The sequence below is a fragment of the Gluconobacter sp. Dm-74 genome (genome assembly GCF_018256135.1).
In the GTDB taxonomy this organism is placed as follows: Bacteria; Pseudomonadota; Alphaproteobacteria; order Acetobacterales; family Acetobacteraceae; genus Gluconobacter; species Gluconobacter cadivus.
The window spans coordinates 37,826-52,650 of record NZ_JAERLX010000001.1; the positions used below are offsets into that span (position 1 = coordinate 37,826).

Sequence of the window (14,825 nt, forward strand, 5' to 3'; positions counted from 1 at the left end):
ATACGAACGCGGGGCATCGACATGCAGATCTGGAGCTGGCACGGCTTCTTCACCTATCTCGGCAGCCCCTATATCTTCCGGGGCGCGCTCATTACGGTCTATATGACGGCCGTCTCGATGGTGATGGGGTTTCTTCTGGGGCTGCTGATTGCGGTCATGAAGCGCTCGCAGCGCCGTCTGCTGTCCTGGCCTGCGCGGTTTTATGTCTGGTTTTTTCGGGGCACACCGCTGCTGGTCCAGCTGGTCGTGATCTATACCGGTCTGCCGAAGCTGGATATCCGGCTGAGTGTTCTGGCGTGTTCGATTATTGGGCTGACACTGAACGAGGCAGCGTATCTCGCGGAAATTATCCGTGCGGGGCTGAATGCCGTGCCAACTGGCCAGATCGCGGCGGCACGGGCGCTGGGCCTGAGCGAGCGGCAGATCGCCTGGCGGATCGCATTTCCGCAGGCGTTCCGGCTCATCATCCCGCCGCTGGGCAATTCGGTAAACGGTCTGCTCAAGACGACCAGTGTGACCTCTGTCATTTCCATGGAGGAACTGATGCAGCGCAGCCAGATTCTGGTGCAGGACCAGTTCATGGTGCTGGAACTGTTTTCGGTGGCGGCGCTGTATTATCTGCTGATGACGACGGCATGGGACTTCCTGCAACGGCGGATCGAGCATTATGCGGAGCGGCCCTATCGTCGCCAGCAGAAAATCGCAGCAGTTGAGGCCATCGAACTTCCCGCGACGACGCAGGATGCGCGCTGATGTCGGAGCGGTTGAACTTCACGTTCAATGACACCAGCGTCTCCGCAAAACCCGGACAGACCCTGACGGCTGCGCTGATGGCCGCGGGCAGAATTGCGCACCGGACGGCGCCGGATGGATCGGAGCGTGGTCCGTTCTGCGGGATCGGGGCCTGTCAGGAGTGTCTGCTGGAGGTGGACGGGCAGATGTCCCGCCGGGGATGCATGACGTCGGTGCGGGACGGGATGCGGGTTCGTAGTAATGACCGTCTTCCGGATGCGGCTGTTTCAGCCTGTCTGGCGAAAGGTGAGGAGCGTCTGGCTGAACATGCCTGCGATGTGTTGGTGGTGGGCGCTGGACCGGCGGGTCTGGTTGCGGCGACCGAACTGGCGCGCGGTGGGATGGATGTTCTCATCGTGGATGAACGCCATATTCCGGGCGGCCAGTATTTCAAACAGAACGCGGTTCATCCGGAGCGGCAGGATGATCAGGGTCGCAAGGGGAGGTCCCTGATTGAAGCCATGCGGGCCAGTGGCGCGCGGCTGTGGCACGACACGCTCGTCTGGAGCGCCCATCGCGAAGAGGGCGCTCTCGTCATCGGTGGGCTGCGGGATGGTGAGGCGTTCTATATCCGCACGCAGCACATCGTCGTGGCGACGGGCGCGCAGGAAACGCCTGCGGCCCGACCAGGCTGGACGTTGCCGGGGGTCATCACGACGGGGGCCGGGCAGACAATGCTGCGCGCCTATGAAGCGGTGGCTCCGGGGCGGATCGTCGTTGCCGGGAATGGCCCGCTCAATCTTCAGCTTGCGGCGGAACTGGTCCGGCGTGGCGCAGACGTGGCGGCCGTTGTGGATTCAGCGCCTGCGCCCGTCAAGCGGTCCTTTCTGGCCACACGGCTATCGGTGGCGTCGCCTCGTCTTGCGCTCGCGGGGATGCGGCATCTGGCGACATTGCGTCGGGCTAGGGTGCCGGTGCTGTGGGGAAGCGTTGTGACCCGCATCGAGGGCGAGGATCGTGTCGAGCGGGTGGCGGTGCAGCAGCAGGGAGGCGCAGAACGTTGGATCGAGACGCAGACTGTCTGCCTCGGAGACGGATTTGTTCCCGCCAGTGAACTGCCACGGCTTCTGGGCTGCCGACAGGAGATCCGGAACTGGCCCGTGACCCATCCCGAGACGGGCCGAGAGCCCGACGGAAAGACCGATCAGGCGGATGTGTCCGTTATTGGTGAGGCCGGGCGTTTTGGAGGTGCTTTTCTGGCGCAGGCTCAAGGGATGCTGTGTGCGGCCAGACTGCTGGAACGGGCAGGAAAACCGGTCCCGTCCGGTTTGGAACGCAGTCGGCGGGTATATCGCGATAATGCGCGTTTTCAGGAGCTTCTGTGGAAGCTGTATGATCCGGTTGTCTCGCTGCCGTCCCCTCAGGAGACGACCATCCTGTGCCGATGCGAATGCGTGACCGCAGGGACTGTCCGGGCCCGCGTGTCGGAAGATGGGATCACCGATCTGGCGTCTCTCAAACGAGCGACACGGGCCGGAATGGGGCGGTGTCAGGGGCGGTTCTGTCAGGCCTCGCTGATGAAGATGCTGCCGGAGCCGAAAAACGAAAAGGATTTTACCGCACCGCAGATTCCGCTGCGGCCGGTTCCGGTTGCGGCCCTTGCGCGTCAAAAACCGGAATGGCGAGGGCATGTCCGTGTTCCCATTCCATCGGGGCTGGGAGCAGTGGGGGCATCGGTTTCCGGCGCTATCGAGACTGTGGATGTCGTGGTCGTGGGTGGCGGGATCGTCGGGCTTTTCACGGCGCTGTTTCTCGCCGAAGCCGGGAAAAGTGTCGTGGTGCTCGAACGTGGTCGGGCCGGGGCGCTGGCTTCGGGCGGCAATGCGGGCAGTCTGCACGCGCAGCTCATGGCGTTCGACGCCAGCGCGGATACGAACGGACCGTCCATGCCTGCGCGGACGCTGGCGTTGCAGCGGGAATCCATCCGGATGTGGGAGTCGCTGCGCACGACGTTTGATCGCGATCTGGAGATCAAGGTCAGCGGCGGACTGGTGGTGGCGGAAACCGAAACCGATATGGACCGTCTGCGCAGCAAAGTCGCGGTCGAACAGGCCCTTGGCGTCGACGCGCGGCTTCTGGCATCGGACGAATTGCACGGGATCGAGCCCAATCTGAGAGATGGTTTTCTGGGCGGGGCGTATTGCTCCGAGGAAGGCAAAATCAACCCGATGGCGGCAACGCAGGCTGTTCTGGCGCGGGCACGGCGCGCGGGCGTTCGGGTTGAGGAACTTACAGCCTTGTCCGCAATCCAGCCCGATGGCACACGGTTTCATGTTAACGCGGGGTCAAAGCGCTGGTCGGCCGGAGCGATGGTGAATGCGGCCGGTGCCTATGCGGGAGAAGTCGCGGGGCTGGTCGGACGTCGGCTGCCGGTTTTTGGTGCGCCGTTGCAGATGATCGTGACCGAGCCTGTGGCTCCGCTGGTCTTTTCGCTTCTGGCCCATGCAAGCCGGCATCTCACGCTCAAACAGGCCAAGAATGGCTCGCTGCTGATCGGCGGCGGATGGAGTGCGGGGCTTGATCCGGTGCATGGGCATCCGCGACCGCTTCGGGAAAATCTGGAAGGAAATCTCTGGGTGGCACAAAGGCTGGTTCCGGCGCTGGGGGCCGTGAATGTCGTTCGGAGCTGGGCTGCAATGAACATCGATATCGACGGGGCTCCGATCCTTGGAGAAAGTCCGGACGTACCGGGCTTCTTTACGGCTGTAACAGCCAATGGGGTCACGTTAGCTCCGGCCATGGGGCGGCATGTCGCGGATATGGTTCTGCGCCGCTCCGAACGTCCTGATCTGGAGATCTTTTCTCCTGCACGCTTTTATGGAGATCCGTCATGATCACGCTGGATACCGTGACGAAATCATATGGCGCCTTTCAGGTGCTCAAGGGCTGTTCGGCGGAGATCGGCAGAGGGGAGGTTGTGGTTGTCTGCGGCCCTTCGGGTTCGGGTAAGTCCACGCTCATCAAATGCATCAATGCGCTGGAGACGTTCGAGAGTGGGCAGATCTACGTTGATGGCATGGCCGTGCGTTCCGCGAACACCGATCATTCAGCGCTGCGGGCGAAAGCGGGGATGGTCTTTCAGAGCTTCGAGCTTTTTTCCCATCTGAGCATTCTGGACAACATCATGCTGGCCCCGCGTCTGGTCCAGAAACGGGGGAAGGAAGAACTTCGCGAGCATGCGAAAACGCTTCTGCGCCGGGTCGGGCTGGAACAGCATGCGGACAAATATCCGATCGCCCTGTCTGGCGGGCAGCAGCAGCGGGCGGCGATTGCACGCGCTCTGGCGATGAAGCCGGATGTGATGCTGTTCGACGAGCCGACATCGGCGCTCGATCCTGAAATGGTGCAGGAAGTCCTTCAGGTCATGACGGAGTTGGCGCGCGAGGGCATGACCATGATGTGCGTCACCCATGAGATGGGATTCGCGCGTCAGGTCGCGACGCGGATTCTGTTCGTGGATGCGGGCGAGATCGTCGATGACTGCCCGGCGGCAGATTTTTTTGCAGGGCGCTGTTCGGCCAGAGCGCAGGCTTTTCTGCGGTTTGAGGAGGCGCACCCAAGCTAAAAGGAAATATTTTCAGCAAGAGGCAACATTCCGCTTCAGGATCGAATTCAGTTCGTATACAAAGAGAATATGAACTGAGGACTGTCAGGCGATCCGGTGGGAGAAGGCGCTGTGCTTGAAAAGACTTCCTGTTGTGAGAAAACGGCGAGCGAACGTCTGGGTCATGTCATCGACCGGGATTTCGATCTGCGTCAGGTGCCGTTCCTTCAGGATCTCGTCGGCGTCCCGTCGGACAATCCGCCCGGTGACTGCGCGCCGCACGCCCGGTTTTCCGCCGACAGGCTGCGGGCACTCGGTGTTGAAGTTGAATGCCATGCTGTTCCGCAGGACTTCGTGCAACGGCACGGTATGCAGAGCGCAACGAATCTGATCATCCGGGAGCGTTTCGGAAATGGCAGCGGCCCTGTCATTGCGCTCAATGCGCATGGGGACGTCGTGCCCCCCGGCGAGGGCTGGGTGCATGATCCGTATGGCGGCATCATTGAAGATGGCAGGCTTTATGGACGGGGGGCCGCGGTCTCGAAGTCAGATTTTGCGACCTATGCCTTTGCGCTGCGCGCGCTGAAGGAAGCCGGTTCTGACCTGTCTGGCACGGTCGAGCTTCATCTGACCTATGACGAGGAAATCGGTGGTCATGTCGGGCCGGGTTGGCTTCTCTCGGAAAAGCTGAGCACTCCCGACTACGTCATCAGTGCCGGTTTTACCTATGACGTGATGATTGCCCATAATGGCAGCCTTCAGCTTGATGTGGCTTTCACGGGCAAGGCCGCGCATTCCGCATGGCCCGAGACGGGCGCCGATGCCATCGAGGCGGCGTGCCGTGTGATGACGGCTCTGTACGCTTATCGGGACGGGCTGGCGAAGATGGTCTGTTCCATTCCGGGTATTGAATCGCCGACGCTCGTCGTTGGTACGATCAATGGTGGCGTTGCAGCAAACGTCGTGCCCGAACAGGCGACATTCCGGCTTGAGCGCCGGATTTTGCCAGACGAAAAAGCGGCCGAGGTCGAGGCGGATCTGCGGCAGCTTATTGTGAATGCGGTAGATGTGCCGGGCGTGAGTTGCGTCGTAACGCAGCATCTTCTGGCGCTGCCACTGGTTCCGGATAAGGGGCAGGCCCCTTTGATCGGAGCCTTGCAGGACGCTGCCGAAACGGTGTTCGGGGAACGGATTGCCGTCAAGGGTATGCCGTTGTTCACGGATGCCAGAATTTATAGCAATGCGGGCTATCCGACCGTTCTGTACGGGGCTGGTCCGCGTCGTCTTCAGGATGCCAATGGCCATCGTGCGAACGAGCATGTGGTTCTGGAAGATATGCGTCGTGCGACGAAGGTTGTCGCAACGGCACTTTCCCGCCTTTTACGTTCTGAATCCGAGTAATTCCGAATTCGGAATAAAAATCCCGCATAATTCCGTTATGCGATCCGACTGTTTCTGACTGATATCCCTGTGCTGCGCCAGGGCGATGGAGCCGATTATGAACATCAGGAAACTTGCGCTTTACTCTACGTTCCTCTCCGTCAGCGTCTGTAGTGGATCGGTTTTTGCAGCCTCGGAAAAAGCCGTGCCGGAGCCGGCGAAGGCGTCCGTTCACAAAGCGCCGTCCAAAACGGTATCTCCGAAGACGCGCAGGCCGCCTGCGGCGAAACATCGGCCTGCGGATGTCATCGCCGGAAGCGAAGAAGGCGTGATCGTCACCGGAACGCATGCGTCCAACCGCCACGCCCGTCAAAGCACCAGCCCGATCACGGTCCTGTCCAGTGCGACGCTGCGTCGCTCAGGCATGATGAACCTCGCCGATGCGCTGACCAAGACCTATCCGTCCATCAATATGAGCACGATGGGCAATGACGCCGGTGCACTGACGTCCTTCATCCGGATGCGCGGCCTCAATCCGAATCAGGTTCTGGTTCTGCTGGATGGCAAGCGTCGGCACACCACGGCCAACATCAATGCCGATGCCGGTCCGAATTTTGGCGCGACGCCCGTGGATCTGAACATGATCCCGTCCAACATGATCGATCATATCGAGGTTCTCGAAGACGGCGCCGCTGCGATGTACGGCTCTGATGCCATTGCTGGTGTGGTGAACATCATCACCAAAAAGCAGGATCACGGGCTGAATATGAGCGCTCAGACGGGGGCGAACGCCTATAACGGTGATGGTTGGCAATACCAGCTCAACGCTGATGGTGGCTTCAAACTCGGCCGTGATGGCTATGCTCATATTGCGGCACAGGTTTACCATACGGACCATTTCGTAACCAACACGGTTGATAACCGTCTGGCGGGTTATGTCCCACCGGGGGCAGCGAACGAGCTGTATACCGGGTCGGTCAAAGTGCCCAAGAACTCCAACAAGATCATGAGCACGCCGGAAGAAACGCGCGAAAATCTGGGGATCGATTTCGGCAAGAACCTGACCGATAATATCCAGTTTTACGGGCAGATCACCTACGCGCACCGCCATGCGGAAGCGTATGAGAATTATCGTGTTCCCTCGGGTGCCAGCGCCAGCAATCCAGAGCTGTTTCCATATGGCTATTCGCCGTTGGAGACGATCGACGAGAACGATTATGCTGCGACGCTGGGCCTGAAGGGTCGTCATCTCCTCGGTTTCGACTGGGATCTGAGCAGCACCTGGGGTGAGGATCTGGACAAGATTTCCAACCAGAACACCACCAATCCGAACATGTATGCGGCCACGGGCTACACGCCGACGACCGTGCGGACCTCCAATTTCCGTCTGGCGCAGTGGACGAACAATCTCGATCTGCGTCGGAACTTCAAGATTGCCAACGTGGTCCCCGTCACGGTGGCTTTCGGTGGCGAACAGCGTCTGGAACAATATACTATTCTGGCTGGCGAACCCGCATCTTACGAATATGGTGGCACTTCGGCGCTGGCGGGGCTGACGCCGCAGGATGCTGGCAAGTGGGATCGTGATGTCTGGGCGGCTTATCTGGATGGCGATTTCCATCTGCTGAAGAACTGGGATCTCGATTTCGCCGGTCGTTTCGAACACTATACCGACGTCGGAAATACCGAGAACGGCAAGGTTTCCACGCGTTACGATATCACCAAGCGTATTGGCCTGCGTGCGACGATCAGCAACGGTTTCCGCGCGCCGACCATGGCCGAACAGCATTACAGCGCCATCAATGTCGGGCCGACATCGGTGTTGGGATTGTTGCCGGTTTCGTCTTCCGAAGCGCGTGCGACAGGGGCGTCTCCCCTCAAGCCCGAACGCTCGACCAGTGCGACAGGTGGCATTGTTCTTGAACCTGTCGACGGTTTCCATGTCGAGGCCGATGTCTATCAGATCAACATCCGCGATCGCGTCGTGCAGGGTGGTAACGTGACGGGTCCGGCTGCGATTGCAGCATTGGAAGGCATGGGCGTTTCGCTTCCGGCCCTGACGCAGCTTTCCGAAAACGCCGTGCAGACCTATTACTTCACGAACGGTGCCAGCACGCGGACGCAGGGTCTGGATATCAAGGCGGATTACATGTTCCGCATGCATCGCTTCGGCAACCTGAGCCTGTCGATGGCGCTGGACCTGAACCGTACGCGTCTGTCGCATAACGGAATGTCTGCGACGGGATCACCGCTGCTGAATGCACAGAATATCGCTTACCTCACTACGGCTTATCCGCGCAGCAAGATCATTCTGAATGCGTTCTGGACAATCGGGAAATGGGACGTGAACCTGCGCCAGACCCGTTATGGCGAAACGACCGGTATGATGACGTATCAGGACTGGACGCCTACGGCGGCGATCTGTCCAATTGATGGCAAGCAGCTTCAGCAGTCCAGCAGCTGTTTTGCGCAGTTCAAGAATTCTCCGCGCTGGCTGACGGATCTGGAGATCGGGTATCGGGTCAATTCGCGCTGGCATCTGGCGGTGGGGGCGAACAACATCTTCAATATCCGTCCGCGCAAGCTGCCGGGTGAGCTGAACCAGCTTGGTGCCAACCCTTATGATACGTTCTCGTCTCAGGTGCCGATGACGGGTGGGTATTATTACGGGCGTGTGAACTTCACGCTCTGAGAGTTCTTATCTTCGTCTGTGGATGTGTTACGGTTGGTATCAGGCAAACATATCTGCAGATGAATGATGAAAAACGGGATTGCTTGGGGTGTGGGGGCGGGCGCTCTGGTTGTCGGGCTGGGGGTTCTTGGCCTGACGATGCGGCATCCTCAGGCGGCGCGGCCGGCCCCCTGCGCGGCAGCATCTGACAAGCGGCCCCAGAACTGCCCCGAGCAGGGCAGTTCTTCGGGGCATGGTGTATATATCTCCTCTGGCAGGGACCGTGACGGCCGAGCCGGGCATGGCGACGGCGAGGCTGAGTCCGCGGGGCATGCCGGGTTTGGGGAAAGCGCGGGCGGACATGCGGGCGGGGGCGAATAGGGTCGGTCCGTGGGGCAGATCCGCCGTCTGATATCCTGTGCGAGACCGGACTGGCAGAGTCAGGCCGATCGGCTTGGTTATCATTATTATCGCAATACTGATGGAAGTTTCGCATGGCGTGTGTTCGCAACGTGGCCGAAACGCTGCATCGGCTCTGTCTGGAGGTTGTGGACGAGGCTGTTCGACGGCCTGGTGGCTTGGATGCGTTTCATATTCCGGCCGCCATGCAGGATGTGGTGCGGGAGTCCTGGAGGCGGGGGGACCCGTTTCTGATCGGGCGGTTTGATCTGGCGTGGTGCGGCGGGCGGCCAAAGCTGATTGAATATAATGCCGATACGCCTGCGACACTGCCGGAAAGCACGCGGATGCAGGACCTCTGGCACCAGCAATGCGGCGGGGCTGATGGTCATGCGCCTCTGGATGCGCGGGCTCTGGTGGAGCGTCTGGCCGCACTGAGGCGGGCGGGGCGGATAGGGCACATGGTGCATATCGTGCCCTATCCCGACAATCTCGAAGACACCACGCATGCCGTTTATTACCGGGAATGGGCCGAGCAGGCGGGCTTGGAGGCGGTTCACTGCGAGTTGCGGGATCTGGAGGTGACGCAGGATGGTCAGCTTCTGCATCGGGGGCGGATCGTTCGCAGCATGATCCGCATGTATCCGTGGGAGTTGATGTTTCGAGATTCCGGGGCGCGGCATCTGCGGGGATGTGGCTGTACGTTTCTCAATCCGCCCTAGACGGCGCTTTTGTCGAACAAGGCGCTTTTGCCAGCTTTGTGGCGGCGGTATCCCGGGCATCCCAACCTGCTGGCGGCGGGATATGCGCCCGAGGATCTGCGTCGCGGGCGTGGGGGGAAGGCCGGGGCGCCTTATGTGGAAAAACCGATCCATGCCCGCGGCGGGGAGAATGTGCGCATCATTGCAGGCGGACGAACAGTTTGTGCCGAGGGCGGGACGTATGGGGCGTATCCGAAAATTTTTCAGGAATTTGCGGATCACCGGATCGACGGGGTGACGGCGTCGGTAGGGGCGTGGATCGTGGGGGAGCGGTTTGCGGGACTGACGATGCGGGAGAGTGCGGACCCGATCGTGCGGCATACATCGCCCATCGTGCCGCATCTGGTGTGTGAAGCGCCCGGCAGGCTGGCGCGATGGCGCGCGGTGTTGAGGAAGCGTTTCTAAAAAACTTCACATGCTACGGCCCATCTTTTGCCACATGGACGGCCCAGCGTTCTGTAGGGTGCCGACTCCCGTTATCGCCCCGTTTCGCGAGGATGCCATGCGATCAGTCAGCGCAATCAACAGGTTTGGGTGGGGCCAGCGGGATGGCTCCAGTTCTGGTCTGTCCGTTCAGGACTGGCTGGCTGGTCAGTTGACCGGGCCGGACAGGGCCGTGTTTGCGGGTGTGGGGCCGTGTGCGGACGGGCTGGTGGCGCTACGGGAACAGCGGAAGGCCAAGATGCAGGGCGATCCGCTGGTCAAGCCGATCTTTCAGGCTGAAGTCGCAACACAGATGGACAATCTGCTTCTGACGGAGCAGCCGTTCCGGGAGCGGCTCGTCTGGTTCTGGTTCAATCATTTCACGGTCAGTCTGCGGCAGGGCAGTACGCGCGCCGTTGTGGGCGCCTATATGCGCGAGGCGATCCGCCCGCATGTGACGGGGCGGTTTTCGGACATGCTGCTGGCGGTCATGCGGCATCCGGCGATGCTGATGTACCTGGACAACGCGTCCTCCATCGGGCCGGACAGCATGGCGGGGCGCAAAAGCCATCGCGGGCTGAACGAAAATCTGGCCCGAGAATGTCTGGAGTTGCATACCGTCTCGCCTGCGTCCGGGTACAGTCAGGCGGATGTGACGTCTTTTGCCGCGATCCTGACGGGATGGGGCGTGGATCTGAAAGCTGACGAACCGGGGTTTGTGTTTCGCGAAAAGGCGCATGAGCCGGGTGTGAAAACGCTCATGGGACAGGCTTTCCCTGAAGGCGAGGAGGGCGGCGTGCAGGCGTTGCAGTTTCTGGGCACGCATCCGGCGACCTACCGGCATATTGCGACGCAGATGGTCCGACATTTCGTTTCGGATACGCCAGCGCCAGCCTCCGTACGGCATGTCGAGGGTGTTTTGCAGGCCAGTGGCGGGGATCTGCGGGCGGCGTCTCTGGCGCTGGGGGCATTGCCGGAACCGGCTTTGGGCGGGGGCAAGTTCCGCTCTCCCATGGATTATGTCACGGCGGTTCTGCGGGCGTTGTCCGTAGGGGGCGCGCCCAGCCAGCCGGGCGATCCGCATTCTCCGGCGCATCAGTTGGTTTCGGGTTTTGCGTCGCTCGGGCAGCCGCTGTGGACCGCGCCGCTACCCAACGGGTGGAGCGACGATGCGGCGGACTGGTCCGCGCCTGCGGACATGCTGGCACGGACGGACTGGGCCTGGCGCGTGGCGGCGCATGTCCGGACCGGTGATCCGATGGATATTGCCGACATTGCCCTTGGTCCGGCCCTGCGACCGCAGACCCGCACGGCCATGCATCATGCCGGGTCGCGTCAGGATGCGCTGGCCCTGCTGTTTTCCTCCCCTGAATTCCAGAGGCGCTGAGCCATGATGATTTCCCGTCGTACTGCTCTGCTGGGTCTGACGTCCGCCTGGACGCTCGGGCGTTCTTCTCTTGCTTTTGCGGGCTCTTCCGGTGGGCCGGATGATCCGCGTCTGGTGGTGATCCTGCTTCGGGGTGCGCTCGACGGATTGTCGGCCGTGACGCCGTATGGAGACCCGGATCTGGCGTCGTATCGTCGGGCGCTGGTTCTGCCAGAGCCGGGGCAGGAGGGCGGGCTGCTCGATCTGGGTGGGTTTTACGGGCTGCATCCGTCTCTCGTGACGCTGCACGAGCTTTACGGTCAGGGGCAGATGCTGCCGATCCATGCCGTTGCGGGGCATTATCGCAGCCGGTCGCATTTCGAGGCGCAGGATTATCTGGAGAGCGGGGCGGATGAGCGTCTGGGGAGCGGATGGCTGAACCGGGCTGTTTCCGTGCTTCAGGGCAAGGCGAACCGGCCAGATGGGTATGGGCTGGCAATGGGGCTGACGGTGCCGCTTCTGTTGCGTGGTTCGGCGCGGGTTGGAAGTTATGCGCCTGCGGGAAGCCAGCATCCGGATGCGGATCTGTATGGTCAGATTCTGGCGCTGAATGCGTCCGACCCTGTGACGGGACCGGCGTTGCGGAATGCTCTGAAAGCGCGGGGATTTTCGGATGCCGCCATGACGCAGGAGGGTATGGCTGCTGCGCCGGGCGTGGATGCTGCGGGCAAGCCGCGGAAAATCGACGCGTTTACGCAGCTTTCCACGGCAGCGGGGGAGATGCTGGCGACGGCGCATGGTCCGCGTGTGGCGGCGTTGGAAATCGGGGGGTGGGACACGCATGCCGGGCAACTCGGGCGGCTGGGCGGACCGCTGGCGCAGCTTGACCGGGGCATTGGGGCGCTGCGTCAGGGGCTGGGCGAGAGGTGGAATCGCACTGTGGTGTTGGCCCTGACGGAATTCGGACGGACCGTGCGGATCAATGGCACGGGCGGGACGGATCACGGGACGGGAACGGTTGCGTTTCTGGCGGGTGGCGCGGTTGCGGGCGGGAAGGTCGGGGGGACCTGGCCCGGTTTGCGTTCGGGGCAGTTGTTCGAGAACCGGGACCTTGCGCCGACGACCGATCTGCGGTCGGTCGCGGCGGGGGTGCTGTGCGATCATCTGCATCTGCCGCAGCATGCGGTGGGAACGGTCTTTCCGGGCACGGCTGTGGAGCCTGCCCGGGGGCTGGTTGTTTCGGTGTGAGGCCGGGTTCTTCCATCCGTTCAGAACTCCGAAACGACTGAGAAGAACGTGCCGCGCCGCTGGCCGTACTGGGCCTGATAGATGCCGACGCCGCTGCCGTTGCGGAGCTGGTAGCGTTTGTCGAACAGGTTCATGACGTCCGCGCGGATTTTGATGTCATGCCCGAACGGGACCTTCGTGAAGGTGTGCTGGTAGCCGATGTTGAAGACGTCGTATTGCGGCTCTTTTTCCAGATTGGCGAAGCCGCTGCGCAGGCCATAGCCATAGACGAAATCGACATAGGCCATGTCGTGTTTCGTGGTCCAGGATGCGCCTGCGGTGGCGGTGAATTCGCCCTGATGGTCGAGCTGGATCGCGTGGTTGCGGATATAGGCGAGTTCCGCCAGATCGAACTGGTACTCTGCCGAATTGATGTCCCGGGCCGAGGTTTTGACGTAGGAAAAATTGCCGTACATCGACCAGGGGCCATGCCGCCAGGAGCTGCCGAATTCCGCGCCATAGACGCGGCCGCGTTTGTAGCTGAAGGGGGCGAGGATGACGGCGCGGCCGAACTGCCCGAGATCGGTGAGGTCATGCGCCCATTTGGCGTAGGCGTCGAGCGTGATCTGGAATTCGGGTGTGATGCGCTGGAGGATACCGCCATCGACGTAATTCGATTTCTCGACTTTGGTGGCGTTGTTGATCGTGTTCGCGGCGGCATTGGTGGTGCCCGCAAAGCGCGCGAGTGTGGACGGGTAGACATATTGCGGGGACGGCGGGGCGAAATAGCGCGAATAGCCGAGATGCAGCGTTGTGGTGCGGGTGGGTTTCCAGACCATGTTCGCGCGCGGGCTTAACTGCCCTTCATTGTCGAAGGACGAGGCGAAGCGGTCGTAGCGGATGCCGTAATTGAAGGTCAGGGTGCGAGTAATTTTATACTCGTCCTGAATATAGGCACCCGCTTCGACGGACCAGTTTCCGGTATTGTCGATCATGCGTTTTGCGATGTCGGATGTCTGGTTTCCGGCGTCGTCCACGGGGAAGGCCAGCGTATCGGTATCCAGCCGTTCGGAGGTGTACTGCCCCAGCAGACCGGCCCGTAGGGTGTGATGGGGGGCGATATCGTAGGACAGGTCGGCCTGCATGCCGCCGGTCGTGAAGTCGTTGACTTCATGTTCCGAGACGCCCTGATAGATCAGGTCGCGGTCCCGGTCCGGTGTGTAGTCGATCCGGCCGTAGCGGAAATAGGGTGAGACCTGAAGGTTCAGTTTTTCGGTCGTGCGCTGATAGGACAGCACAGCGTAATAGTTCTGTTCGGTCTGGCTGTCGTTCAGATTGGCCCAGTTCATGGACGGGTCATGCGGATTGACGCCCGCGACATTGTACAGGGTCGTGTAATCCGGGCTGGTTGTGTCGAACGTTTTGAACGAGTTGGGGATTTCGAAATCCGCGTAGGAGGCGCTCGTCAGCAGCGTGATCCGGCTTGTGTCGTCGAGATGGTAGGACAGATACGCGAAGGCTTTTTCCTGTTCGGTCACGTCATGGATGGCGCGGAACGTGTTGCTCGGGTTTTCGATGCCGATATTGTTGCGGGTGAAGGACAGGGTGGTGAAATAGTCCAGTTTTCCATGCTGACCGCCAAACTGCACGGACGGGACGAACGTGTTGTAGCTGCCGCCATACAGCGAGATCTGATTGTGTTTGAGGCTGTCACCGGTCTTGGTCGTGACGTCCACCACGCCTGCGGTACGGAAGCCGAACTGCGCGGGCAGCGTGCCGGTCAGCAGGTCCACGGACTGGATGATGCGCGTGTCGAGTTCCTGTCCGAAACCGTTCAGCCCTTCCGGCAGCAGAACGCCGTTGACGCGATAGGTCAGGCCGCCATGTTCGCCGCGGACATGGACTTCGCCATAGCTGTCCAGCACCACGCCGGGGACGCGGAGGAGGATCTGGCTGAAGGCCGCGTTTTGGCCGCCGGGTGTGGTTGCGATCTGGCGCTGGTCGATGGTGTAGTCCACGGCGCCGAGGCCGGGGAAAATGCGGGCGCGTTCGCTGTTGAGATGCCCGACGACGCTGATGTGTTCGGAAGGGGCGGGTTTCTTCGCAGGATCGGCTTTTTTGACGGTCCGGGATTTGTGTCTGGATGGGGTGTCGTTGGCGAGGCTTGTGCCGATAAGGGTCAGGCTGACGGCCATCAAACCGCAGGTCCGGAAGCATTTCCGGCACGATAGTAAATTGATCATGGTATAGTATTTGCTATAT

At 61.1% G+C, this 14,825-nt stretch carries 9 protein-coding genes and 1 pseudogene; 9 read left to right on the forward strand and 1 reads right to left on the reverse strand.

What is annotated here, in order from left to right:
• Nucleotides 1–21 precede the first annotated feature (21 nt).
• The 9 genes and pseudogenes from JK208_RS00180 (at nucleotide 22) to JK208_RS00220 (ending at nucleotide 12,584) form a co-directional block, all read left to right on the forward strand.
• Nucleotides 22–753, forward strand: a complete 732-nt coding sequence (locus JK208_RS00180) for an amino acid ABC transporter permease (protein ID WP_211573907.1) — start codon at nucleotides 22–24, stop codon at nucleotides 751–753.
• A complete protein-coding gene (locus tag JK208_RS00185; RefSeq protein WP_211573908.1) occupies nucleotides 753–3,626 on the forward strand; it encodes an FAD-dependent oxidoreductase in 2,874 nt (957 codons plus the stop codon). The genes JK208_RS00180 and JK208_RS00185 overlap by 1 nt, the downstream gene beginning before the upstream one ends.
• Nucleotides 3,623–4,357 (forward strand): amino acid ABC transporter ATP-binding protein, encoded by a 735-nt coding sequence (locus JK208_RS00190; RefSeq protein WP_211573909.1) that lies wholly within the window; start codon nucleotides 3,623–3,625, stop codon nucleotides 4,355–4,357. Before JK208_RS00185 ends, JK208_RS00190 begins: the two co-directional genes overlap by 4 nt.
• Nucleotides 4,358–4,468: 111 nt before the next feature.
• A complete protein-coding gene (locus tag JK208_RS00195) occupies nucleotides 4,469–5,737 on the forward strand; it encodes an ArgE/DapE family deacylase (RefSeq protein ID WP_349291945.1) in 1,269 nt (422 codons plus the stop codon).
• 97 nt (nucleotides 5,738–5,834) lie between these two features.
• Nucleotides 5,835–8,408 carry a TonB-dependent siderophore receptor gene (locus tag JK208_RS00200; protein WP_249201845.1) on the forward strand — a complete coding sequence of 858 codons (2,574 nt, stop codon included), beginning with the start codon at nucleotides 5,835–5,837 and terminating at the stop codon, nucleotides 8,406–8,408.
• Between the two features lie 66 nt (nucleotides 8,409–8,474).
• The gene (locus tag JK208_RS00205) at nucleotides 8,475–8,768 is read left to right on the forward strand and encodes a hypothetical protein (protein ID WP_249201846.1); all 294 of its coding nucleotides are present in this window, start codon (nucleotides 8,475–8,477) and stop codon (nucleotides 8,766–8,768) included.
• Nucleotides 8,769–8,881: 113 nt separating this feature from the next.
• Nucleotides 8,882–9,952: pseudogene (locus JK208_RS00210) on the forward strand (glutathionylspermidine synthase family protein).
• Nucleotides 9,953–10,049: 97 nt separating this feature from the next.
• Nucleotides 10,050–11,357, forward strand: a complete 1,308-nt coding sequence (locus JK208_RS00215) for a DUF1800 family protein (protein ID WP_211573913.1) — start codon at nucleotides 10,050–10,052, stop codon at nucleotides 11,355–11,357.
• A 3-nt stretch (nucleotides 11,358–11,360) separates the two neighbouring features.
• Nucleotides 11,361–12,584, forward strand: coding sequence for a DUF1501 domain-containing protein (locus tag JK208_RS00220; protein WP_211573914.1), 1,224 nt, complete (start codon nucleotides 11,361–11,363; stop codon nucleotides 12,582–12,584).
• Between the two features lie 20 nt (nucleotides 12,585–12,604).
• On the opposite strand, the gene JK208_RS00225 is transcribed toward JK208_RS00220, so the two are convergent.
• Complete coding sequence (locus tag JK208_RS00225) at nucleotides 12,605–14,758, reverse strand: TonB-dependent receptor (protein ID WP_249201847.1); 2,154 nt, start codon at nucleotides 14,756–14,758, stop codon at nucleotides 12,605–12,607.
• Between the last annotated feature and the right edge of the window lie 67 nt (nucleotides 14,759–14,825).

Coding starts and splice junctions, on each gene's coding strand:
- JK208_RS00200 (WP_249201845.1), top strand. CDS start 5,835: ATGAACATCAGGAAACTTGCGCTTTACTCTACGTTCCTCTCCGTCAGC.
- JK208_RS00180 (WP_211573907.1), top strand. CDS start 22: ATGCAGATCTGGAGCTGGCACGGCTTCTTCACCTATCTCGGCAGCCCC.
- JK208_RS00185 (WP_211573908.1), top strand. CDS start 753: ATGTCGGAGCGGTTGAACTTCACGTTCAATGACACCAGCGTCTCCGCA.
- JK208_RS00205 (WP_249201846.1), top strand. CDS start 8,475: ATGAAAAACGGGATTGCTTGGGGTGTGGGGGCGGGCGCTCTGGTTGTC.
- JK208_RS00225 (WP_249201847.1), bottom strand. CDS start 14,758: ATGGCCGTCAGCCTGACCCTTATCGGCACAAGCCTCGCCAACGACACC.
- JK208_RS00220 (WP_211573914.1), top strand. CDS start 11,361: ATGATGATTTCCCGTCGTACTGCTCTGCTGGGTCTGACGTCCGCCTGG.
- JK208_RS00215 (WP_211573913.1), top strand. CDS start 10,050: ATGCGATCAGTCAGCGCAATCAACAGGTTTGGGTGGGGCCAGCGGGAT.
- JK208_RS00190 (WP_211573909.1), top strand. CDS start 3,623: ATGATCACGCTGGATACCGTGACGAAATCATATGGCGCCTTTCAGGTG.